The organism is Serratia sp. BIGb0234, from assembly GCF_024809915.1.
Taxonomy (GTDB): domain Bacteria; phylum Pseudomonadota; class Gammaproteobacteria; order Enterobacterales; family Enterobacteriaceae; genus Serratia; species Serratia liquefaciens.
In genome coordinates this window covers 209,807-231,495 of record NZ_JANUEI010000005.1, presented here as the reverse complement: position 1 = coordinate 231,495, position 21,689 = coordinate 209,807, and the positions used below count along the sequence as shown (strand labels likewise).

The following is a 21,689-nucleotide window of genomic DNA, read 5'->3' as shown; positions in this document are numbered from 1 at the left end:
GGGCTTTATTTTTGTATTGCCAGCCGCCAGCCTCCGTTATAACGATGCTTGGCCTGGTACATCGCATCGTCAGCTTCGTGCAAGAGCCCCTGAGGCGTCACCGCATGTTCAGGGTAAAGTGCAATACCGATACTCAAAGAGGAAATGACCTCTTCGCCGTTCGGTAACATCACCGGTTGGGTCATGCAGTCGATAATGTTATCGGCAATCTGCAGTACATCTTCCGTAGTGTGGACCGGTGCCAACAGTACGGCGAACTCATCACCTCCTAAACGTGCAACCAGGTCGCTCTCGCGTAACTGCGCGCGGATACGCCCGGCAATGGTGGTCAGCACTACGTCGCCGGCGGCGTGGCCGTAGCTGTCGTTAACTTCCTTGAAGCGATCGCCGTCGATAAACAGCACCGCCAGTTTTTCGGGTGACTCGATGTCTCCCAGCGCGCGACTCAGTCGGCCTTCGAAGAAAGCGCGGTTTGGCAAGCCGGTCAGGCTGTCGTGGGTCGCCCGGTGGGTCAGCGAGTCATTCTCCTGTTTCAGGTGCGCCTGCCAGGCCTCCAGTTCGTCAAGCAGGCCATTAAAGTCGCTGCTCAGCTCATGCAGTTCGGCAATCGGTGCCGAAGGCACCCGCAGCCCAAAGGCGCGATCGCGCCGTACCGCATGCGCCACGTTAGCGATATCGTCCAGCGAGCGGACGATCCCCTGCAACATGCGGCGCGACAGTACCAGCGCACACAGGGTACTGAGCACCAGACAGGCGATCATGCCTACCATACCGCGTAGCAAAAAACGCAGCAGGCTGCCGCCGTGGCCACTTAACCACACTTTGCCGACCTCTTTGCCTTCGTGAGTGATCGGCAGGATCACCGGTTGTGGCAACGCCCAGTGCGCCACGACTTGCTCCATGCCGTGCAGTGGGCCATCCTTGGGATGGTGCCAGGTCGCAAGCACTTTGCCGTTGTTGTTCAGAATTCTGGCTTCCGACACTTCCTCTTTAGAGGCGATCAGCACCAGGGCTTCGCGGGCGGCGGCACGGTCTTCGAACACCACGGCGGCTTCAACGGTATAGCTGATGGAGCGCGCGATCAGATGCAGGTTATGGTTGGCATAGGCGCGCAGTGCAAACAGCGCCACCAGGGTCAGGAAGATCCCCGCAGTACCCACGGCAATCAGCGCCAGCCCAAGGTGTACTCTTTGCAGTACCCGGCCCAGCGTAGGGCGTGACTGACCCGAACGGTTCTTGCGCAACCACTTCATAGCGGGGGCGCCTGTTTGCGTGCCAACTGCAACACGTTGGGGTGAACGCGCACGCCGCTACGTGCCAGCGCATCGAGATTGGCTTTAAAACTCGCGGTATCCCCTTCGATTTGCAGGCAGAACGCGCTGCCGGCCGAGCATTCAACATCGTTTTCGCTGATGCTGAGAATGGAGTGGCCGCTGATGCGTTGTATAAAATTCTGTTTCTGGCCGGCGTTAATATTGCCCAAATAAATAACATCGCAGCCGGTGCTCAACAGCGGGCTGTCAAAGGATACGCGCTCGGCCTTAATGGGCCGCGGAGCGCTAAGCAGGATCGGATCGAACAGGCCTTCGGCGTACTGCGTAGGGGCCGTCACACACAGTCGGATCGGATTGGGTTCGCTGGGCCAACGGGCATAGCTGATAATGCCTACCACCACGGTGGTGACGGCATGGATGCGATTTTGATAAGGATCACCGGTTTCGGGGCGGGCTGAACCGGGAAAGGCCAGCAGGGTAAGCAGCACCAGCGACAACAGGCGGCCGTAGTCCAGACGTGCGCAAATGAAACTCGCAAGAGAATTTTTTGCGCAGGTCGCTAACCACGCGGCATTATTTGCCATCTTCATCTGCCATTCCTGCCCAGATCCGCAGTACCGATGCGGCAACATAACAATGAGAAGCCTGACCCGCTCGAAGGGATAATTGCCTTACTGAAAACTGTCAATCGCACTGCCTGATGAACACTATCTACCCATTATTGGCGCGGATTGTATTATAAGATATCCCGGTTGCGCGCTTTATGTGCCGTTTTCTCAGAATTATCTTACCTTTTTTTAATAGTATAAAAACGTCCGTCAGGGTTTGCCAGGCGTTTTCTGCAAAGTTAGCCCGCCCGGCCTGAGGTTTGGGGCATTTGCGCAACGGCGTTGTCGTCGGCCTGGAAATATATCCTGCATGACTAATTATTTCAGATGACTTCATTTTATTGTCGGCGGCGCTTATTAATAATAAATGAGTCGCTCGTTTCCAGTGTTAACCTCGGGTTAATGATTAATACGCTGTCTTTGGCGCCGGCTTTATTTTATTTGTCAGCGAGGGTAAACCTTTTTTACCTGAAGACCTTCGTGACGATAAACTTCATCTACAGTAGTGAATGGATAAGCGATCGCGCTGTCTATGGTAGATGGCTGAGCCAGTCACTCAGCGCCTCCTTTTGTTCTGGCGTGCCGGATGAAGCGATATCCCACGACAGAGCGCGAAACACTCGGAGAGCCGTTTCACTGTCCGTTGGCTGCTGGCGTAGCGCGGCAACGGGGGAATCGGCTCTGGCAACACCATCAGCATTAGCGAGGAAAGAGTCAGTATGGTCAAGGTAGACAAGTGGCGATTTTTGGCTGTGGGCCTGTGCCTGACGGCATTCTCAGGCGCCGCATTGGCGGACTCGCTGGACGCCCAGCGTCAGCGTTACCTGCAGATTAAACAGGCGTGGGACAGTAAGCAGATGGACGTCGTGGCGCAATTGATGCCGACGCTGCGTGATTACCCGCTATACCCTTATCTGGAATACCGTGAGCTGACGCAAGATCTCAGTCAGGCCGGGTTCTCCGAGGTGAACGATTTTATCAAACAGCATCCGACGCTGCCGCCGGCCAAATCGTTGGCCCCGCGCTTTGTTAACGAGCTGGCACGGCGTGAAGACTGGCGGACTCTGTTGGCCTTTAGCCCACAGGCGCCTAAACCTATAGCTGCGCGTTGTAACTACTACTACGCCAAATGGGCCACCGGCGATCAACAGGCGGCCTGGAGCGGTGCTGAAGACGTTTGGATGAGCGGTAAATCGTTACCGGGCTCCTGTGACAAGCTGTTCAGCGTCTGGAAGGGCTCCGGCAAACAGACACCATCGGCGATACTGGAGCGTATGAAGCTGGCGTTGAAAGAGGGCAACAGCGGCCTGGTCAACAGCTTGTACCGTCAGTTGCCGTCAGATTACCAAACCATGGGCGATGCGTTGGTGCGTCTGCAAAACGATCCGGCCACGGTAGAATCCTTTGCCCGTAGCGTAGGGCCAACAGATTTTACCCGTGCCGCGACCGGCATCGCTTTTGAACGCCTGGCGCGCCAGGATGTAGAAAATGCTCGCGCGATGATCCCGACGCTGGTGCGCCTGCAGAAAATGAGCGACAGCGAGCAGTTGGGGTTGGAAGAGGCGGTGGCCTGGCGCCTGATGGGCAGTGATGCCACCTTCGAACAGACCCAATGGCGCGATAAGGTGATCCTGCGCAGTCAGTCTCCGGCTCTGCTGGAACGTCGTGTGCGTATGGCATTGGGCAATGGCGATCGCCAGGGGGTGGCTACCTGGCTGGCCCGCCTGCCGGCGGAGTCACGCAATAAAGATGAATGGCGTTACTGGCGTGCAAGCCTGCTGCTGGATGAAGGCAAACGCAGTGAAGGTGAAGAGATCCTGCGTCGCCTGATGAACGAACGCGGTTTCTATCCAATGGTGGCGGCGCAGAAACTGAATAAGCCTTACCCGGTAATGGTGGCCGTGGCGGCGAAACCTCGCGCTTCGCTGGTGGACGGACCGGAGATTGCCCGGGTACGCGAACTGATGTACTGGAATATGGATAATCTGGCGCGCAGCGAGTGGACCTCGTTTGTGTCCAGCCGCAGTCGTCCGGAACAGGAAGCGTTGGCGCGTTATGCGTTCGAGCAAAAATGGGCCGATCTCAGCGTGCAGGCAACCATCGTTGGCAAACTGTGGGATCACCTTGAAGAGCGCTTCCCGGTAGCCTGGCCGCAAGAGTTCCGGGCCGCGACCGATGACAAGGGGATCACGCCGAGCTACGCCATGGCGATAGCCCGTCAGGAGAGCGCCTGGAACCCGAAAGCCCAGTCACCGGTAGGGGCCAGCGGCCTGATGCAGGTGATGCCGCGTACCGCGCAGCATACTGTGCAGATGTACAATATTCCCGGCTACTCAAGCCAAAGCCAGCTGCTTGATCCCCGGGTTAACATTACCATCGGTACCAGCTACCTGGAGTATGTGTACCAGCAGTTCGGCCGTAACCGCATTCTGTCATCGGCGGCCTACAACGCCGGTCCATCGCGGGTGAATACCTGGTTGGGCAACAGCGAAGGGCGGGTAGATGCGGTGGCGTTTGTCGAAAGCATCCCGTTCTCGGAAACCCGTTCTTATGTGAAGAATGTACTGGCCTATGACGCATTTTATCGCTACCTCATGCATCGTCCGGCCAAGGTGCTGACCGATGCCGAGTGGCAGAGGCGTTATTGATTTTTGCGGTGCTATGGTATGCTGCTGTACTAGTTAAATAGTATGGTGGCTTGCCATGACGCAATTATCGCTTAACGACCCGGCTCTTTCAGAACAAGGCAATGAGGATTGGCTGCGCTTTGTCGCGCTGCTGCAGAATTCGTTCGCCCAGGATCTGCATCAACCGCTGCTGCAACTGCTGCTGACGCCGGACGAAAGAACGGCTTTGGGGACGCGGGTGCGGATTATTCAGGAACTGATGCGCGGTGAGATGAGCCAGCGTGAGCTGAAGAACGAGCTGGGGGCCGGTATTGCCACCATTACTCGCGGTTCGAACAGCCTGAAGGCGGCGACGCCGGCGTTGAAGCAGTGGCTGGAGCAGCAATTGCTGGGCGAGGTACCTTAGTCGTGCCTCGCTCGTCAGCGCTTATTTTTGCGGCGCGTTGTTATGGTTTTGGTAGATCGGGTTGTGGAAGGGCACCAGCGCTAACAGCAGAGCCTGATGGTAAACGCTGGTGCGGCTCAATCGCCCATTGGTGAAGATACCGATAGCGCCGCCCTGGCGCTTCACTTCGGCATTGCCGGTGATGGTCGCCATTTCCGTCCCCAATTCGCGGCCGGCGCGAATTCCCTGTAAAATCGTCTCCGGCAGCATCAGACTGGCTGAACGCGATTCGCCCCGGGTGTACGGGTTTTCCACCGTCATCCAGGCGAAGGTCATATTCTCTTCGATACCCGCTTCCACGCCGACCCAAAAGTCGGCCTCCGGGCGTACCTGGCGTGCTTCCATGACGCGCTGGCGTGCACCGGTACGGGTTTCGAGATTGCCGATGGGTTGCAGTGAGACACCGCTGGCGACGTCGACCGATTCAATGCGGCATTGGTCTACGCCGAAGGTGTCCTCAAAGGCCAACTGAATAGCCTTAATCTTTGCCGGGTTGGTAGTTGCAGCGACAACATGATACATAACGGGTTTAGCATCCTTAAGCTAAGAGCCTATTCAATACGTCAGACGCTTGCGCAAGCGGCCTGTGACGAAGATAAACTCAGGTTTCACGCAGTATAACGGAAAAGCAAAATGTTACAGGTATACCTCGTTCGCCACGGCGAAACGGAATGGAATGCGGCTCGCCGTATCCAGGGTCAGTCCGACAGCCCGTTAACCGCCCACGGCGAACATCAGGCTCATCTGGTTGCCCAACGCGTCAGCAAGCTCGGCATCACGCACGTGATTACCAGCGATTTGGGGCGTACCCGACGCACCGCGCAAATCATCGCAGAAGCCTGCGGTTGCGAGGTGATAAACGATCCACGTTTGCGCGAATTGCACATGGGGGTTCTGGAAGAACGCCTGATCGACAGTCTGACGCCGCAGGAAGAGCAGTGGCGCAAGCAGATGGTCGATGGTACTGCTGACGGCCGTATCCCTCAAGGTGAATCCATGAGCGAGCTGGGTGGGCGGATGCGCGAGGCGCTGGAAAGCTGCCTGATGCTGCCGGAGGGGAGCAAACCGCTGATCGTGAGCCACGGTATCGCGTTGGGTTGTTTGATCAGCACCGTGCTCGGGTTACCTGCCTATGCCGAACGTCGCCTGCGTTTGCGCAACTGTTCGCTGTCACGTGTCGACTATCAGCAGAGCCCTTGGCTGGCTTCCGGCTGGATTGTCGAAACGGCGGGCGATATCACGCATCTGGACATGCCCGCACTCGACGAACTGCAACGTTAACGGCGGATCGGGATCAAATAGTCGCAGTTGATCTCGGTTGGCGGTTGGGGTGGCCGACGGTCACCCTTGGGATAAAAGCGCTCAATGTCGTGCCCTTTGCGGCGCGTGAGTTTGAGTGCCGGCAGACAAGTGCCGTACAGCGTCAGAATAAAGTCCTGCAGGCCAGAGGCTGGGCCTTCATAACTGAACATCGCATACTCGCCACCCAGCAGCGTCAGCGGCTGCCCAGCCTGAATTTCCTTCGGAACGTGATGCGGTTCCAGTGCCGTGGTGTACAGCACTTCCTGCTCGTCGTCCTTTTCCTGGCTTGGACGCGAATGATGAAGACCATACAGCACCGGCGGCAGCGTCTCCGCTTCGCCCAGGTATTGGCGCCAGAACTGTGAACGCAGCTCGGTACGGAAGTTTGAAATTTGCTCCAGCGTGCACGAATAGCTTTGCGTCAGGCCAATCAGGTGCAGTTCCGGTAGTGTGACAAACTCTGGCTGCGGCAGGGTAAAGGCGCCCAGGCGGATTGGCGGACAGATGCCGAATGCGCTCCAGTCTTCGGCGCGGCGATACAATGCCGGCGTTTGCGCAAACTGTTTTTTAAATGCGCGAGTGAATGTCTGCTGCGAGTCGAAGCGATACTGTAAGGCGATATCCAGAATAGGGCGGCTGGTTAAACGCAGCGCCACCGCAGCCTTGGATAATCTCCTTGCCCGGATATAAGCGCCGATGGCGTTACCGGTAATATCTTTGAACATCCGTTGTAGATGCCATTTTGAGTAACCCGCTTTTGCCGCCACGTTGTCCAGCGACAAGGGTTGGTCCAAATGGCTTTCCAGCCAGCTAAGCAGATCACGAATGATACCGGCTTGATCCATAGATCTTCCTCGTAGAGCTTTAGGGTCGGGACCCGAACTGTTTATTCGTCACGCTGGTGCTTGCGCTATCAGACCAATCCATGAGCCATTTTGCGTAGCACTCTTTGCCTCTCGCAGCGGGTTGTGCGGGAGTTGGACAGGGGCACACCTTAAAGGGCGCAAAGAAATAACGACGCCGCATAATAGCAATTTTTTTCCTCCGAGACTCTCAAAGATTTTTTTCACGCTCTGTGCTAAAAAGACCGGTGCAGACCGGAAAAACCCCTATTCTGTGACCTGAAACATAAACAATATTAATTGCCTGCGGCTATTTTCAGCGCCCAGGTTATTGGAGTTAAGTGAATGAAAAAAGGATGGATATTTTTGTTTGGTTTAGTTTGCGCAACGGTAAACAGCGCGCAGGCAGAACAGGTTGGGTCGGTGGATACGGTATTCAAACTCTTCGGTCCGGACCACAAAATCGTGGTGGAAGCATTCGACGATCCTGATGTTAAAAATGTAACTTGTTATATCAGCCGAGCCAAAACCGGTGGCATTAAAGGCGGGCTGGGATTGGCGGAGGATACTGCGGATGCGGCCATTTCTTGCCAGCAGGTCGGGCCGATTGCGCTGAACGATAAAATCAAAAACGGCAAGGCTGAAGGGACGGTGGTGTTCCAGAAACGAACGTCGCTGGTGTTCAAGAAGCTGCAGGTGGTACGCTTCTACGATTCAGCTCGTAATGCGTTGATTTATCTTAGCTATTCAGACCGTGTGGTGGATGGTTCACCGAAGAACGCGTTGAGCGCGGTGCCGATCATCCCTTGGGGTGAGGCAAAATAAGAGACTTGGGGTTCAACTGAACCCCAACTATTTTAACGCGAGACTTACTCTTCCAGATCGCCGCAGAAACGGTAGCCTTCACCGTGAATGGTAGCGATGATTTCAGGCGTGTCCGGCGTGGATTCGAAGTGCTTGCGGATGCGACGAATGGTCACGTCCACGGTGCGGTCATGCGGTTTCAGCTCGCGACCGGTCATCTTCTTCAGCAGTTCGCCACGGGATTGGATCTTGCCCGGGTTTTCGCAGAAGTGCAGCATGGCGCGGAATTCACTGCGCGGCAATTTGTATTGCTCGCCCGCTGGGCTGATCAGTGAGCGGCTGTTGATGTCCAGCTCCCAACCGTTGAACTTATAGCTTTCAACCAGACGGCGTTCTTCGCCGACGCTGCCCAGGTTCATGGTGCGGGACAGCAGGTTGCGTGCGCGAATGGTCAGTTCACGTGGATTAAATGGCTTGGTGATATAGTCATCAGCGCCGATTTCCAATCCGAGGATCTTATCAACTTCGTTATCACGGCCGGTCAGGAACATCAGCGCAACGCTGGCCTGTTCGCGCAGTTCACGCGCCAGCAGCAGGCCATTTTTGCCTGGCAGATTGATGTCCATGATAACCAGATTGATATCATTTTCAGACAGGATGTTGTGCATCTCTGCACCATCATTGGCTTCATGAACAACGTAGCCTTCCGCCTCGAAAATGCTCTTCAGGGTGTTACGAGTGACTAACTCGTCTTCGACAATCAGAATGTGCGGGGTCTGCATATTTGCTACCTAAAATTGCCAACAAAATAGAAAATAGGAAGTACAGAAGTCTTTGTTTTCTTAGCGGAGGGCAGAGATTAGCGCTCACGTTCCCTCTTACCAAATGACTACAGTACGTAAACTCGTTCTTGATGCACTTTCCATCTCATGTCAACAAGATCGCTAGCTTGGTGGGGGTGCTATTCCTTACATCCCCAAAGGTGCCAAAACGGCGCATATCCTAACCCTATTAACAGCAATATAACAGTGCGTACCGAATTCATCACCCAACAAAACTAAGCTTTGTTGACATATATCAAATTCAATTGTAGCACGTTAACAGTTTTGTGAAAAACACTTACAGAAATGCCAGCTTAAGTCACAGAACCATAAATTCTGTGTACGATTCAGCATTGTTGTGCCTAATGAGGTAGAATTAACGGCTTATTGATAAAGCAGTTATATTAACACCTTGATTAATAAGAGTAGTAAATCATAAGAAGTAATAATATGTATTCCGTGCCATTTATAAGGCCAATAGCGCATTTACCCCTGTCTATCGTGGTGCGCGGGATTATTGTTGCACACTTGTAAATATAATCAGAGTATCCTGAACAGTCAAAAACCTGCGATCCCTTATTCAGTGGAGTATTGATGCAGCTGCATATTGTTTTAGTGGCTCCGGCACGGCCGGAAAACGTCGGCGCTGCGGCGCGGGCAATGAAAACCATGGGTTTTACTTCGTTGCGCATTGTCGACAGCGAAGCGCACCTGCAGCCGGCAGCGCGTTGGGTTGCTCATGGGGCGGGGGATATCCTCGACGGCGTGCAAACTTTTGCCACGCTGGAACAGGCACTGGCGGACGTAGACTTCACCGTGGCCACCACGGCCCGCAGCCGGGCGCGTTTTCATTATTACTGTACGCCGCAGCAGCTGTTAGGCCAACTGAGTGAGCGCAGCCAGTGGGTGAACCAGGCGGCGTTGGTGTTTGGCCGTGAAGATTCCGGCCTGACCAATGAGGAGCTGGAACTGGCGGATTTGCTGACCGGCGTACCTATGCAGGCGGATTACCCTTCGCTCAATCTCGGTCAGGCGGTGATGGTGTACTGTTATCAACTGTCAGAGCTGATGAACGTCAGTGCGCCACAAGAGCCGGTAGCCAACGAGGGTCAACTCAAGGCATTACGTCAGCGCGCCGAGGGATTACTGGCGGCGCTGGAGGTCAGCGACGATCAAAAATTGCGCGACTGGCTGCATCAACGCCTTGGTGTTCTGCAACAGCGGGACACGGCGATGCTGCATACTTTGTTGCACGATATCGAAAAAAAACTGACAAAGTGATACCCGTAAACATGGCTAATTTTGCAGTGTGATCCACTGCAAATTTGCCGCCTGCCTGTCTTTTTGTTCTGTCATCTGGCTTTTCATCTCTCGCATCGCCCGGTTAGCCTGCTGGACGATAAATAAGCAAAAACAAGAAATAATTTGACTTGGGATAGCGATTGCTTTAACCAATAGAGGGGACAGAGTATTTAATGAGACAGACAGACAAAATGCGAAACATCAGCCTGAACACAACAATTATTACCACCACCGATACCACAGGTAACGGGGCGGGCTGACGCGTACAGGAAACAAAAGAAAAAAGCCCGCACCTAACCAGTGCGGGCTTTTTTTTCGGCTTAAATTCGGGAGAGACAAGAAATGCGAGTGCTGAAATTTGGCGGAACCTCGGTAGCGAATGCAGAACGTTTTCTGCGCGTTGCCGACATCATGGAAAGTAATGCACGTCAGGGACAGGTGGCCACGGTCTTGTCCGCTCCGGCTAAAATCACTAACCACCTGGTGGCAATGATTGAAAAAACGGTAGCGGGGCAAGACATTCTGCCAAATATGAGCGATGCAGAGCGCATCTTCGCCGACCTGCTGAGCGGGCTGGCGCAGGCGTTGCCCGGCTTTGAGTACGATCGCCTCAAGACGTTTGTCGATCAGGAGTTCGCCCAGCTCAAGCAGGTGCTGCATGGCGTTGCGTTGCTTGGACAGTGCCCGGACAGCGTGAATGCGGCCATTATCTGCCGCGGCGAGAAGCTCTCCATTGCCATCATGGAAGGGGTGTTTCGTGCCAAAGGTTTCCCGGTCACGGTGATTAACCCGGTTGAGAAACTGCTGGCGCAGGGGCATTACCTGGAGTCCACGGTAGATATCGCAGAATCCACATTGCGTATCGCCGCATCGGCCATCCCGGCGGATCACATTGTGCTGATGGCCGGTTTCACCGCCGGCAACGACAAGGGCGAATTGGTGGTGCTGGGCCGTAACGGTTCCGACTACTCTGCCGCGGTGCTGGCTGCCTGTTTGCGCGCCGACTGTTGCGAGATCTGGACCGACGTTGACGGCGTTTATACCTGTGACCCACGCACCGTGCCGGATGCCAGGCTGTTGAAATCGATGTCGTACCAGGAAGCCATGGAGCTTTCCTATTTCGGCGCCAGCGTTCTCCACCCCCGCACCATTGCCCCCATCGCTCAGTTCCAAATCCCCTGCCTGATCAAAAACACCGCTAATCCACAGGCACCAGGCACGCTGATTGGCGGCGAAAATCTGGATTCTGATACGCCGGTGAAGGGCATCACCAACCTGAACAATATGGCGATGATCAACGTCTCCGGTCCGGGGATGAAAGGCATGGTCGGCATGGCGGCGCGGGTATTTGCCGTAATGTCGCGCGCCGGCATCTCTGTGGTGCTGATCACCCAGTCGTCCTCTGAATACAGCATCAGTTTCTGCGTGCCGCAGAGCGAACTGCAACGTGCGCGTCGGGCGCTGGAAGACGAGTTCTATCTTGAATTGAAAGACGGTCTGCTGGAGCCGCTGGACGTAATGGAACAGTTGGCGATCATCTCGGTGGTCGGCGACGGCATGCGTACCCTGCGCGGCATTTCGGCCAGCTTCTTCTCTGCGCTGGCTCGCGCCAATATCAACATTGTCGCTATTGCTCAGGGCTCTTCTGAACGCTCCATCTCGGTGGTGGTCAGCAATGATTCCGCGACCACCGGGGTGCGCGTTTGCCATCAGATGTTGTTCAATACCGATCAGGTGATTGAAGTGTTTGTCATCGGCGTTGGTGGCGTGGGCGGCGCGTTGATCGAGCAGATTTACCGTCAGCAACCTTGGCTGAAACAAAAGCATATCGATCTGCGGGTGTGCGGCATTGCCAATTCGCGTGCCATGTTGACCAACATTCACGGCATTCAGCTTGAAAGCTGGCGTGATGAGCTGGCCGGCGCGCAAGAGCCGTTCAACCTGGGGCGTTTGATTCGTTTGGTGAAGGAGTACCACCTGCTGAACCCGGTGATTGTCGACTGCACCTCCAGCCAGGCCGTTGCCGATCAATACGCGGACTTCCTGGCGGATGGATTCCACGTGGTGACGCCGAATAAAAAGGCCAACACCTCGTCGATGAACTACTACCAACAGTTGCGCACCGCCGCGGCCGGTTCGCGCCGCAAGTTTCTGTATGACACCAACGTCGGCGCGGGCTTGCCGGTGATCGAAAACCTGCAAAACCTGCTGAACGCCGGTGATGAGCTGACGCGTTTCTCCGGCATCCTGTCCGGTTCGCTGTCGTTTATTTTCGGCAAACTGGACGAGGGCATGTCGCTGTCGGCGGCGACCCTGGAGGCCAAGGCTAAAGGGTATACCGAGCCGGATCCACGTGACGACCTTTCCGGTATGGACGTGGCCCGCAAGCTGCTGATCCTGGCCCGTGAAGCGGGGTACAAACTGGAACTGGAAGATATTGAGGTCGAGTCGGCGCTGCCGCCTTCCTTTGACGCCTCCGGGGATGTGGAAACCTTTATGGCGCGCCTGCCGGAACTGGATAAAGAGTATGCTCGCAATGTGGCCAACGCCGCTGAGCAGGGCAAGGTGCTGCGCTACGTCGGCGTCATTGAAAATGGCCGCTGTCAGGTTCGCATAGATGCGGTAGATGGCAACGATCCGTTGTATAAAGTGAAGAACGGCGAGAACGCCTTGGCTTTCTACAGCCGTTACTATCAGCCGTTGCCGTTGGTACTGCGTGGCTACGGTGCCGGTAACGATGTGACTGCAGCAGGGGTCTTCGCCGATCTGTTGCGCACACTGTCATGGAAGTTGGGAGTTTAATATGGTTAAGGTGTATGCGCCGGCCTCAATTGGCAACGTAAGCGTCGGCTTTGACGTTCTGGGTGCAGCGGTGTCACCGATCGACGGTACCTTGCTGGGCGACTGCGTCAGCGTCGAGGCTGCCGCCACGTTCAGCCTTCAGAACGCCGGTCGCTTCGTCAGCAAACTGCCGGACGATCCAAAAGAGAATATCGTTTATCAGTGCTGGCAGCGTTTCTGTCAGGAGATCGGCCGTGAGATCCCGGTGGCGATGCGGCTGGAGAAAAACATGCCGATCGGTTCAGGATTGGGTTCCAGCGCCTGCTCGGTGGTTGCCGGGCTGATGGCGATGAATGAATTCTGCAACCGTCCGCTGGATAAAATGACCCTGCTGAGCCTGATGGGCGAGCTGGAAGGCCGCATCTCCGGCAGCGTGCATTACGACAACGTGGCGCCTTGCTACCTTGGCGGCTTGCAACTGATGCTGGAAGAAGAAGGCTTCATCAGCCAGGAAGTGCCATGCTTTAAAGACTGGCTGTGGGTGATGGCCTATCCGGGCATCAAGGTGTCCACCGCCGAAGCGCGCGCGATTTTACCCGCGCAGTATCGTCGTCAGGACTGTGTCAGTCACGGTCGCTATCTGGCGGGCTTTATTCATGCCTGCCACACCCAACAGCCGCGTTTGGCCGCCAAACTGATGCAGGACGTGATTGCCGAGCCGTACCGCACCCGCCTGCTGCCGGGCTTTGCCGATGCGCGTAAAGCTGCGCAGGATATAGGTGCGCTGGCTTGCGGTATTTCCGGCTCCGGCCCGACGCTGTTCGCCGTCTGTGATGATGGCGCTACGGCTCAACGCATGGCCGATTGGCTGACTAATCACTATCTGCAAAACGACGAAGGTTTTGTTCATATTTGCCGTCTGGATACCGCAGGCGCACGACTACTGGGATAACGCATGAAACTGTACAACCTTAAGGATCACAACGAGCAGGTCAGCTTCGCGCAGGCGATCAAACAAGGCCTGGGCAAACAGCAAGGGCTGTTTTTCCCGCTGGAACTGCCGGAATTTGAATTGACCGAAATCGATCATCTGCTGGAGCAGGATTTTGTCACCCGCAGCAGCCGCATTCTGTCGGCGTTTATTGGCGATGAAGTTTCCGAAGAGGCTCTGCATAAGCGCGTAGCGGCGGCCTTTGAATTCCCGGCACCGGTGGCGCAAGTGGAAGACGACATCGCGTGCCTGGAGCTGTTCCACGGCCCGACGCTGGCCTTTAAAGACTTCGGCGGCCGCTTTATGGCGCAAATGCTGGCGGAAGTGGCAGGCGATCAGCCGGTGACTATCCTGACGGCGACTTCCGGCGATACCGGCGCGGCGGTGGCACATGCTTTCTACGGCCTGAAGAATGTTCGCGTGGTGATCCTTTACCCGCAGGGCAAAATCAGCCCGCTGCAGGAAAAACTGTTCTGCACCCTGGGCGGCAACATTCACACCGTGGCGATTGATGGCGACTTCGATGCCTGCCAGGCCCTGGTCAAGCAGGCGTTTGACGATCAGGAGCTGAAAGAAGCGCTGCACCTGAACTCGGCCAACTCGATCAATATCAGCCGCCTGCTGGCGCAGATTTGCTACTACTTCGAAGCGGTAGCGCAACTGCCGCAGGAAGCACGTAATCAACTGGTGATTTCGGTACCCAGCGGTAACTTCGGCGATCTGACCGCCGGCTTGTTGGCCAAATCACTGGGACTGCCGGTGAAGCGTTTTATCGCCGCGACCAATGCCAACGATACTGTGCCGCGCTTCCTGACGAATGGTCAGTGGCAGCCACACGCCACGGTGGCAACGTTGTCGAATGCGATGGACGTCAGCCAGCCGAATAACTGGCCGCGCGTAGAAGAGCTGTTCCGTCGCAAGATCTGGCAGTTGAAAGAACTGGGGCACGCAACGGTGAGTGACGAAACCACCAAGGACAGCATGCGTGAGCTGGCGCAACTGGGCTACCTTTCTGAGCCGCATGCGGCAATCGCTTATCGCGCGTTGCGTGACCAATTGAAGGAAGGGGAGTTTGGCTTGTTCCTCGGTACTGCGCATCCAGCCAAGTTCAAAGAGAGCGTAGAGGAAATTCTCGGTCAGGAGCTGCCGCTGCCGAAGGCACTGGCGCTGCGCGCCGATTTGCCGCTGTTGTCCCACAATCTGCCGGCCAGCTTTGGCGAACTGCGTAAGTTCCTGATGGCCTTGCCTGCCTGATCCCGCTGGAGGCATAAAGCGAAAAGCCGTCATTGCGACGGCTTTTTTTATGGGCGTGGCGGATTACTGCTCGGGGCGTTTGAACACCAGTTCGTTGCCTTTGGAGTCGGCTTCATCGAAGGCGTAACCTTCCAGGTTGAAACCAAGCAGTTGTTCGCGCTGCGTCAGGCGATTCTTGATGATATAGCGGCTCATCAATCCACGCGCCTTCTTGGCGTAGAAGCTGATCACTTTGTATTTGCCGTTCTTCTCGTCGAGGAACACCGGTTTAATCAGCGTGCCGTGCAGTTTGGCCGGCTTCACCGATTTGAAGTATTCGTCGGAAGCCAGGTTGACCACCACGTCGTCGCCCTGTTGCTCCAGCGCTTCGTTAAGCTTTTTGGTGATCTGCTCGCCCCAGAAGCTGTACAAATCCTTGCCCTTGGCGTTCTCCAGTTTGATGCCCATCTCCAGACGGTAAGGCATCATCAGATCGAGCGGGCGCAGCACGCCGTACAGCCCGGACAGCATGCGCAGATGCTGCTGGGCAAAGTCAAAATCGCCCTCGCTGAAGTCCTGTGCGTGCAAACCGGTATAGACGTCGCCTTTGAAAGCCAGCAGGGCCTGGCGAGCATTGTCTGGGGTGAACTTTGGCTGCCAGTCGCCAAAGCGAGCGGCGTTCAACCCGGCCAGTTTGTCGCTGATGCCCATCAGTTTGGAGATTTGTACCGGCGTCAGCTCGCGGCAGATTTTGATCAGCTGCTTCGACTTGTCCAGCAGTTCCGGCTGAGTGAAGCGTTCTGTCGCCAATGGGCTTTCGTAATCAAGGGTTTTTGCAGGTGAAATAATAACGAGCATGGCCAGATCCTGTTTATCCAAGAAGGGGTACTGTAGCAAAAAGCGCGGGAAAAAGGGTCAATGGGTCTGATAGGCAGGGCGCGAGCCAGACGCGCCCGTAAAACTCAGTTTTTATCCCACACGCCGGGTTCCAACTGAGATTTCAGTTCAGGGAAGCGGTTGGCGTCGAAAGTCGGCAATTTGCCCAGCGTACGCTGGCGGTGATAATCGTCGGCCAGTTTCAGCGCCACTTTTGACAGTAGCAGGATCGCCGTCAGGTTGGTGATGGCCATTAACGCCATTGAGGTGTCAGCCATTTTCCAGACAACCGGCAATTCAGCCAGCGCACCAAACATCACCATGCCCAGTGCGGCGCAGCGGAAAACCAGCAGGCCGGCCGGGTGGTTGCGCTCGAGGAACACCAGATTACTTTCGGCGTAGGCATAGTTGGCGATGATCGAGGTAAAGGCGAAAAAGAAAATGGCAATGGCAACAAAGGGAGATCCCCAACTGCCGACGGCGGCGGACAAGGCTCGCTGAGTCATGTCGATACCGCTGACATTGGCTACCGGCTGATCCAGTACGCCGGACGACAGGATGATCGCGGCGGTCGCGCTGCAAATCACGATGGTATCGATAAAGACACCGAGCATCTGCACGTAGCCCTGAGACGCAGGGTGCGGCGGGTAAGGGGAGGCGGAAGCCGCCGCGTTGGGCGCGGAACCCATACCGGCCTCGTTGGAAAACAGGCCACGCTGAACGCCCTGGGTCATTGCCTGCGAAATACCATAGCCGACGGCACCTGCCGCCGCTTCCTGCAGCCCGAAGGCGCTCTTGAACACCAGCGACAAGATTGCCGGCATATGCTCGATATTCTGGCCAATCACCCAGAATGCCAGCAGTAGATAAGCCGCAGCCATCAGTGGCACCACCCATTCAGCCACGCGGGCAACCGAGCGGATACCGCCGAAGATGACCAGACCGCTCAGTACGACCAGACCGATACCGATATACAGAGGCTTCACGTTGAAGGCAACGGCGGAGGCCTGGGCAATGGAATTGGCCTGCACGGCATTGAACACTAATCCGAAGGCTACGATCAGGAAGATGGAGAACAGTACGCCCATCCAGCGCATGCCCAGCCCTTTTTCCATATAGTAAGCTGGCCCGCCGCGGAAGTTACCCTGATCGTCTTTGGTTTTGTAGAGCTGCGCCAGGCTGCTTTCGACAAAGGAAGTGGCCATGCCGATGAACGCCACCACCCACATCCAGAAGATGGCCCCCGGGCCACCGGCGGTAAGGGCAATAGCCACGCCGGTCAGATTACCGGTCCCGACGCGCGCGGCAAGAGTGGTGCATAAAGCTTGAAAAGAGGAGATGCCTGCGCTGTCGCTTTTGTTGCTGTGCTTGAGCACCGAGAACATATGGCTGAAATGGCGGACCTGGATAAAGCGGGTACGCAGGGTAAAATAAATGCCTGCGCCAAGCAGTAAATAAATCAGTACCGAACCCCACAAAATATTATTTATAAAATTCATCAGGTCCGTCACGGATCCCTCCTTGTTGTTATTTTTTGTGCACCGCGCCGCATCCACCGCGGGTGAAGATATATTGATTGAATTTTTACAAGAGCTTAGCTGAAACCAGTCGGGTTCTGAGCAATTGAGATTTTTCTCAGATCACTGGCCCTATTGCATCAATTTTCGCGAATTTAACATAATTTATTCAATCGATAGCACGTTATTGCCTTTTCTTCAGCTCGGGAATGACGAAAGATACGAGCGTAAACGGTTGCTCGCTCAAGGATAAAACCAGCGCCGCCGGGCCGCGATTTTCCAGCCTTGCACCGGGCCTTGCGCATGTTATTATCAGGGCAGGGCATGGTTGAACGATGCCAAAAGTTCATGCACAAACGATGAGATAATGCCAACATGACCGATAAATTAACTTCCCTGCGCCAACTCACTACCGTGGTTGCAGATACGGGCGATATCGCGGCAATGAAGCTGTATCAACCGCAAGATGCTACAACCAACCCTTCGCTGATCCTCAATGCAGCCCAAATTCCTGAATACCGCAAACTGATTGACGAAGCCATTGCCTGGGCGCGTGAGCAGAGCAGCGATCGCGAACAGCAGATCGCCGACGCCGCCGACAAGCTGGCCGTCAACATCGGTCTGGAAATCCTTAAGCTGGTTCCTGGCCGTATCTCTACCGAAGTGGACGCACGTCTGTCCTACGATACCGTGGCCAGCGTTGCCAAGGCCAAGCGCCTGATCAAGCTGTACAACGATGCCGGCATCAGTAACGACCGCATCCTGATCAAACTGGCTTCTACCTGGCAGGGCATCCGCGCGGCAGAGCAGTTGGAGAAAGAAGGCATCAACTGTAACCTGACGCTGCTGTTCTCCTTCGCTCAGGCGCGTGCCTGTGCCGAAGCTGGCGTGTACCTGATCTCTCCGTTTGTTGGTCGTATCCTCGACTGGTACAAAGCCAACGGCGACAAGAAAGAGTTCGCGCCAAACGAAGATCCAGGTGTGGTTTCCGTTACCGAGATCTACCAGTATTACAAAGAGCACGGTTACAAAACCGTGGTGATGGGCGCCAGCTTCCGTAACGTCGGTGAAATCATCGAACTGGCTGGCTGTGACCGTCTGACCATCGCCCCTGCACTGCTGAAAGAGCTGGCAGAGAGCGAAGGTTCCCTGGAGCGTAAACTGGCTTACACCGGCGAAGTGAAAGCGCGTCCTGCGGCGCTGACCGAGCCTGAGTTCTACTGGCAGCACAACCAGGATCCAATGGCGGTTGAGAAACTGACCGACGGTATCCGCAAGTTTGCCGTAGACCAGGGCAAGCTGGAAAAAATGATCGCCGATCTGCTGTAATTCAGGCAGTCAGCGCAGAAAAAGGTGGCTTAGGCCGCCTTTTTTTATGCCCGCAGATCCCCGGCGCGGGCAGACACCTTATACTCTCGGGATGAATAACAGGGCGGGAAGCGAACCCGCTCGAACCCCATTAGGCTGTAGAGGTTACGCATGGACATATTACGTATTGGTTTGGTTTCAGTTTCTGACCGCGCTTCCGGCGGCGTTTACCAGGACAAAGGCATACCGGCTTTGGAAGCGTGGCTGACCGACGCGCTGGCCACGCCGTTCAAACTGGAAACCCGCCTGATCCCCGATGAGCAAACGTTAATCGAGCAAACCCTGTGTGAGCTGGTGGATGAAATGGGCTGCCATCTGGTGCTGACGACCGGCGGTACCGGGCCGGCGCGACGTGACGTGACCCCAGACGCCACGCTGGCGATCGCCGATCGCGTGATGCCTGGCTTCGGCGAGCAAATGCGTCAAATCAGCCTACACTATGTGCCAACGGCAATTCTTTCACGCCAGGTGGGGGCGATCCGCAAGCAGGCGCTGATCATCAACCTGCCGGGACAACCGAAGTCAATCAAGGAAACGCTGGAAGGGGTCAAGGACGAACAGGGCAAGGTGGTGGTGCATGGTATCTTCGCCAGCGTGCCGTACTGCATTCAGTTGCTCGAGGGGCCTTATGTGGAAACTCAGGCTGAAGTGGTAGCAGCATTTAGGCCGAAGAATGCGCGTCGCGAGATAAACCTCTAAATTTCAGCGTTATGTGAGATAAGCCCCAAGCGTTCTGGTGTGAAAATATTTTGCCGTTATAGTAAGGATTCGTTTACAGAAGCCGCTGGCTTTTATTTTAACAGTCTCCTCTGACGGTACCCTATGCCTCACGATAATAATCGCCGGTTAAACCGGCAAGACTACAAAACTCTGACATTAGCTGCCCTGGGCGGAGCGCTGGAGTTCTACGACTTCATCATTTTCGTCTTCTTTGCTGCGGTGATGGGCGAACTCTTCTTCCCGGCGGATATGCCTGAATGGCTGCGTCAGGTGCAAACCTTCGGCATCTTTGCCGCCGGTTACCTGGCCCGCCCGTTGGGCGGCATCGTCATGGCACACTTCGGCGATTTGGTCGGCCGTAAGAAGATGTTCAGCCTGAGCATTCTGCTGATGGCGCTACCGACGCTGGGCATGGGCCTATTACCGACCTACGCCAGCATAGGTATTGCCGCGCCGCTCTTGCTGCTGCTGATGCGCGTGCTGCAGGGTGCAGCGATTGGTGGTGAAGTGCCGGGGGCCTGGGTGTTTGTTGCCGAACACGTGCCGCGCCGCCGCATTGGTTTTGCCTGCGGTACCCTGACCGCCGGTCTGACGGTCGGTATCTTGCTGGGCTCGTTGGTGGCGACGGTGATCAACACTACGCTCAGCCAACAGACCATCGCCGAGGGGGGCTGGCGCATTCCTTTCCTGCTGGGCGGCATTTTCGGCCTGGTGGCGATGTACCTGCGCCGCTGGTTGCAGGAAACGCCAATTTTCATCGAGATGCAGGCGCGCAAAGCCCTGGCGGAGGAGCTGCCGCTGAAATCCGTGGTGCTTAACCATCGCAAGGAAGTGGTGGTGTCGATGCTGCTGACCTGGCTGCTGTCCGCCGGTATCGTGGTGGTGATCCTGATGACCCCGACTTACTTGCAAAAGCAATTTGGCATTGCCCCGGCGCTGTCGCTGCAGGCGAACAGCATTGCCACCATCATGCTGATTGCCGGCTGCATTACCGCCGGTTTGGCGGCGGATCGCTTCGGTGCCAGCAAGACCTTTATCGTTGGCAGTTTGCTGTTGGCCGGCTGCAGTTGGCTATTTTATCGGACGGTGGGAGAACACCCGGAAATGCTGTTCGCCTGCTATGCGCTGGTAGGCTTCAGCGTGGGCGTGGTGGGCGCTGTACCCTATGTGATGGTGCGGGCTTTCCCGGCGGAAGTGCGATTTACCGGTATTTCGTTCTCATATAATGTCGCATACGCTATTTTTGGGGGTTTAACCCCAATATTTGTGACGTTGATCATGAAGTTAACCCCGTTAGCACCCGCTTACTACGTATTGGCGTTGTCGGGGATAGGACTGCTGCTGGGGATTTACCTCCATCGCGATCTGAACAGCGAAACCAAGGCGCAACGCGCCGGTTCTTACAGCTAAAAAAAAGCCCTGCAATCAACCGCAGGGCTTTTCATTTCAGGTCAATGACGCTTATGCCACTGCCCGGATAGGTTCTACATTGTTGACGCTGGGTTCGCCAATCGGCAGCACCGTACGGCCAAACTGCTCGTTGAGCACTTCCGCCATAGCCAGGTAGATGGCGCTGGCACCGCAGATGATGCCTTCGTAGCCGGCAAATTTCAGCAGCGCAGGGTTGCCGGTGATGTTACCGACGGCCAGCAGGGCGAACAGCAGCGTCAGGCTGCCGAACACGAACTGCAGCACGCGGTTGGCGCGCAGAGTGCCGAAGAACATGAACAGGGTGAAGACGCCCCACAGTGCCAGATAGATCCCCAGCACGCTGGCGTCGGTCGGTTCAGCCAGGCCCAGGCGTGGCAGCAGCAGCAGCCCGACCAGGCTCAGCCAGAAGCTGCCGTAAGAGATAAAGGCCGTCATGCCGAAGGTATTGCCTTTCTTGTATTCCAGCAGGCCAGCCATAATCTGGGCCAGTCCACCGAAGAAAATCCCCATGCTGATGATGGAAGAGTTCAATGGGAAAAAGCCCGCGTTGTGCAGGTTCAGCAAGACGGTGGTCATCCCGAAGCCCATCAGGCCGAGAGGGCCGGGATTCGCCAACTTGTTGGTGTGCATATGTCCTCTGCGATAACAGAATTTTAACGAAAATGGATAGGTAAATTCATAAATGGTCTGAATGGCCGAAAAACCTATAACTTCCATCAGAGCGCGCGGCATCATAATGATCCCCAG

The 21,689-nt window shown here is 55.7% G+C and carries 20 protein-coding genes and 1 other annotated feature; of the genes, 12 read left to right on the top strand and 8 right to left on the bottom strand.

Annotation, left to right across the window (positions count from 1 at the left end; genetic code table 11):
• Positions 1-5: 5 nt before the first annotated feature.
• Both M2407_RS19055 and M2407_RS19050 read right to left on the bottom strand, forming a co-directional pair.
• Positions 6-1,253, bottom strand: coding sequence for a diguanylate cyclase domain-containing protein (locus tag M2407_RS19055; RefSeq protein WP_048762898.1), 1,248 nt, complete (start codon positions 1,251-1,253; stop codon positions 6-8).
• Positions 1,250-1,864: a YfiR family protein gene (locus M2407_RS19050; RefSeq protein ID WP_122077080.1), complete on the bottom strand. Its 615-nt coding sequence runs from the start codon at positions 1,862-1,864 to the stop codon at positions 1,250-1,252. The genes M2407_RS19055 and M2407_RS19050 overlap by 4 nt, the downstream gene beginning before the upstream one ends.
• 737 nt (positions 1,865-2,601) lie before the next feature.
• Between M2407_RS19050 and sltY the strand changes: the two genes are divergently transcribed.
• Together sltY and trpR are read left to right on the top strand one after the other, a co-directional pair.
• The gene (sltY, locus tag M2407_RS19045; protein WP_259218918.1) at positions 2,602-4,530 is read left to right on the top strand and encodes a murein transglycosylase; all 1,929 of its coding nucleotides are present in this window, start codon (positions 2,602-2,604) and stop codon (positions 4,528-4,530) included.
• 55 nt (positions 4,531-4,585) lie between these two features.
• Positions 4,586-4,915 (top strand): trp operon repressor, encoded by a 330-nt coding sequence (trpR, locus tag M2407_RS19040; protein ID WP_259218917.1) that lies wholly within the window; start codon positions 4,586-4,588, stop codon positions 4,913-4,915.
• A 21-nt stretch (positions 4,916-4,936) separates the two neighbouring features.
• On the opposite strand, the gene yjjX is transcribed toward trpR, so the two are convergent.
• Positions 4,937-5,476 carry an inosine/xanthosine triphosphatase gene (gene yjjX, locus M2407_RS19035; RefSeq protein ID WP_259218916.1) on the bottom strand — a complete coding sequence of 180 codons (540 nt, stop codon included), beginning with the start codon at positions 5,474-5,476 and terminating at the stop codon, positions 4,937-4,939.
• A gap of 111 nt (positions 5,477-5,587) precedes the next feature.
• On the opposite strand from yjjX, the gene gpmB reads away from it, so the two are divergent.
• Positions 5,588-6,235 carry a 2,3-diphosphoglycerate-dependent phosphoglycerate mutase GpmB gene (gene gpmB, locus M2407_RS19030; RefSeq protein ID WP_020825134.1) on the top strand — a complete coding sequence of 216 codons (648 nt, stop codon included), beginning with the start codon at positions 5,588-5,590 and terminating at the stop codon, positions 6,233-6,235.
• On the opposite strand, the gene robA is transcribed toward gpmB, so the two are convergent.
• Positions 6,232-7,101 (bottom strand): MDR efflux pump AcrAB transcriptional activator RobA, encoded by an 870-nt coding sequence (gene robA, locus M2407_RS19025; RefSeq protein ID WP_259218914.1) that lies wholly within the window; start codon positions 7,099-7,101, stop codon positions 6,232-6,234. The genes gpmB and robA overlap by 4 nt on opposite strands.
• A gap of 342 nt (positions 7,102-7,443) precedes the next feature.
• On the opposite strand from robA, the gene creA reads away from it, so the two are divergent.
• Entirely contained in the window at positions 7,444-7,923 is a 480-nt protein-coding gene (creA, locus tag M2407_RS19020; RefSeq protein WP_020825136.1) for a protein CreA, read from the top strand.
• Positions 7,924-7,967: 44 nt separating this feature from the next.
• Here the strand turns inward: creA and arcA are convergent, their stop codons facing one another.
• Positions 7,968-8,684, bottom strand: a complete 717-nt coding sequence (gene arcA / locus M2407_RS19015; protein ID WP_004949989.1) for a two-component system response regulator ArcA — start codon at positions 8,682-8,684, stop codon at positions 7,968-7,970.
• Between the two features lie 633 nt (positions 8,685-9,317).
• Between arcA and M2407_RS19010 the strand changes: the two genes are divergently transcribed.
• From M2407_RS19010 to thrC, 5 genes are all read left to right on the top strand, one after another.
• A complete protein-coding gene (locus M2407_RS19010) occupies positions 9,318-10,004 on the top strand; it encodes a tRNA/rRNA methyltransferase (RefSeq protein WP_020825137.1) in 687 nt (228 codons plus the stop codon).
• A 194-nt stretch (positions 10,005-10,198) separates the two neighbouring features.
• The gene (gene thrL, locus M2407_RS19005) at positions 10,199-10,285 is read left to right on the top strand and encodes a thr operon leader peptide (RefSeq protein ID WP_071592991.1); all 87 of its coding nucleotides are present in this window, start codon (positions 10,199-10,201) and stop codon (positions 10,283-10,285) included.
• Positions 10,224-10,342, top strand: a sequence feature (Thr leader region). Its footprint overlaps the gene before it by 62 nt.
• A 25-nt stretch (positions 10,343-10,367) precedes the next feature.
• Entirely contained in the window at positions 10,368-12,827 is a 2,460-nt protein-coding gene (gene thrA, locus M2407_RS19000) for a bifunctional aspartate kinase/homoserine dehydrogenase I (RefSeq protein ID WP_122077094.1), read from the top strand.
• Position 12,828: 1 nt separating this feature from the next.
• Positions 12,829-13,758, top strand: coding sequence for a homoserine kinase (gene thrB / locus M2407_RS18995; protein WP_020825139.1), 930 nt, complete (start codon positions 12,829-12,831; stop codon positions 13,756-13,758).
• A gap of 3 nt (positions 13,759-13,761) precedes the next feature.
• Positions 13,762-15,051, top strand: a complete 1,290-nt coding sequence (thrC, locus tag M2407_RS18990; protein ID WP_020825140.1) for a threonine synthase — start codon at positions 13,762-13,764, stop codon at positions 15,049-15,051.
• 63 nt (positions 15,052-15,114) lie between these two features.
• Here the strand turns inward: thrC and yaaA are convergent, their stop codons facing one another.
• Together yaaA and M2407_RS18980 are read right to left on the bottom strand one after the other, a co-directional pair.
• Positions 15,115-15,888 (bottom strand): peroxide stress protein YaaA, encoded by a 774-nt coding sequence (yaaA, locus tag M2407_RS18985; protein ID WP_020825141.1) that lies wholly within the window; start codon positions 15,886-15,888, stop codon positions 15,115-15,117.
• A 104-nt stretch (positions 15,889-15,992) separates the two neighbouring features.
• The gene (locus tag M2407_RS18980; protein WP_122077097.1) at positions 15,993-17,417 is read right to left on the bottom strand and encodes a sodium:alanine symporter family protein; all 1,425 of its coding nucleotides are present in this window, start codon (positions 17,415-17,417) and stop codon (positions 15,993-15,995) included.
• A gap of 381 nt (positions 17,418-17,798) precedes the next feature.
• Between M2407_RS18980 and tal the strand changes: the two genes are divergently transcribed.
• From tal to M2407_RS18965, 3 genes are all read left to right on the top strand, one after another.
• Positions 17,799-18,752, top strand: a complete 954-nt coding sequence (tal, locus tag M2407_RS18975; RefSeq protein ID WP_020825143.1) for a transaldolase — start codon at positions 17,799-17,801, stop codon at positions 18,750-18,752.
• A 150-nt stretch (positions 18,753-18,902) separates the two neighbouring features.
• Complete coding sequence (mog, locus tag M2407_RS18970) at positions 18,903-19,490, top strand: molybdopterin adenylyltransferase (RefSeq protein WP_020825144.1); 588 nt, start codon at positions 18,903-18,905, stop codon at positions 19,488-19,490.
• A 123-nt stretch (positions 19,491-19,613) separates the two neighbouring features.
• A complete protein-coding gene (locus M2407_RS18965; RefSeq protein WP_046374548.1) occupies positions 19,614-20,921 on the top strand; it encodes an MFS transporter in 1,308 nt (435 codons plus the stop codon).
• A gap of 51 nt (positions 20,922-20,972) precedes the next feature.
• Here the strand turns inward: M2407_RS18965 and satP are convergent, their stop codons facing one another.
• Entirely contained in the window at positions 20,973-21,572 is a 600-nt protein-coding gene (satP, locus tag M2407_RS18960; RefSeq protein ID WP_041415204.1) for an acetate uptake transporter, read from the bottom strand.
• Positions 21,573-21,689: the final 117 nt, after the last annotated feature.

What these genes read in the sequence shown, in the direction of transcription:
- thrB (WP_020825139.1), top strand. Translation starts at nt 12,829, where the DNA reads ATGGTTAAGGTGTATGCGCCGGCCTCAATTGGCAACGTAAGCGTCGGC.
- M2407_RS19050 (WP_122077080.1), bottom strand. Translation starts at nt 1,864, where the DNA reads ATGAAGATGGCAAATAATGCCGCGTGGTTAGCGACCTGCGCAAAAAAT.
- tal (WP_020825143.1), top strand. Translation starts at nt 17,799, where the DNA reads ATGACCGATAAATTAACTTCCCTGCGCCAACTCACTACCGTGGTTGCA.
- M2407_RS19055 (WP_048762898.1), bottom strand. Translation starts at nt 1,253, where the DNA reads ATGAAGTGGTTGCGCAAGAACCGTTCGGGTCAGTCACGCCCTACGCTG.
- mog (WP_020825144.1), top strand. Translation starts at nt 18,903, where the DNA reads ATGGACATATTACGTATTGGTTTGGTTTCAGTTTCTGACCGCGCTTCC.
- satP (WP_041415204.1), bottom strand. Translation starts at nt 21,572, where the DNA reads ATGCACACCAACAAGTTGGCGAATCCCGGCCCTCTCGGCCTGATGGGC.
- yaaA (WP_020825141.1), bottom strand. Translation starts at nt 15,888, where the DNA reads ATGCTCGTTATTATTTCACCTGCAAAAACCCTTGATTACGAAAGCCCA.
- thrC (WP_020825140.1), top strand. Translation starts at nt 13,762, where the DNA reads ATGAAACTGTACAACCTTAAGGATCACAACGAGCAGGTCAGCTTCGCG.
- creA (WP_020825136.1), top strand. Translation starts at nt 7,444, where the DNA reads ATGAAAAAAGGATGGATATTTTTGTTTGGTTTAGTTTGCGCAACGGTA.
- robA (WP_259218914.1), bottom strand. Translation starts at nt 7,101, where the DNA reads ATGGATCAAGCCGGTATCATTCGTGATCTGCTTAGCTGGCTGGAAAGC.
- trpR (WP_259218917.1), top strand. Translation starts at nt 4,586, where the DNA reads ATGACGCAATTATCGCTTAACGACCCGGCTCTTTCAGAACAAGGCAAT.
- sltY (WP_259218918.1), top strand. Translation starts at nt 2,602, where the DNA reads ATGGTCAAGGTAGACAAGTGGCGATTTTTGGCTGTGGGCCTGTGCCTG.
- M2407_RS18965 (WP_046374548.1), top strand. Translation starts at nt 19,614, where the DNA reads ATGCCTCACGATAATAATCGCCGGTTAAACCGGCAAGACTACAAAACT.
- gpmB (WP_020825134.1), top strand. Translation starts at nt 5,588, where the DNA reads ATGTTACAGGTATACCTCGTTCGCCACGGCGAAACGGAATGGAATGCG.
- thrL (WP_071592991.1), top strand. Translation starts at nt 10,199, where the DNA reads ATGAGACAGACAGACAAAATGCGAAACATCAGCCTGAACACAACAATT.
- M2407_RS19010 (WP_020825137.1), top strand. Translation starts at nt 9,318, where the DNA reads ATGCAGCTGCATATTGTTTTAGTGGCTCCGGCACGGCCGGAAAACGTC.
- arcA (WP_004949989.1), bottom strand. Translation starts at nt 8,684, where the DNA reads ATGCAGACCCCGCACATTCTGATTGTCGAAGACGAGTTAGTCACTCGT.
- yjjX (WP_259218916.1), bottom strand. Translation starts at nt 5,476, where the DNA reads ATGTATCATGTTGTCGCTGCAACTACCAACCCGGCAAAGATTAAGGCT.
- thrA (WP_122077094.1), top strand. Translation starts at nt 10,368, where the DNA reads ATGCGAGTGCTGAAATTTGGCGGAACCTCGGTAGCGAATGCAGAACGT.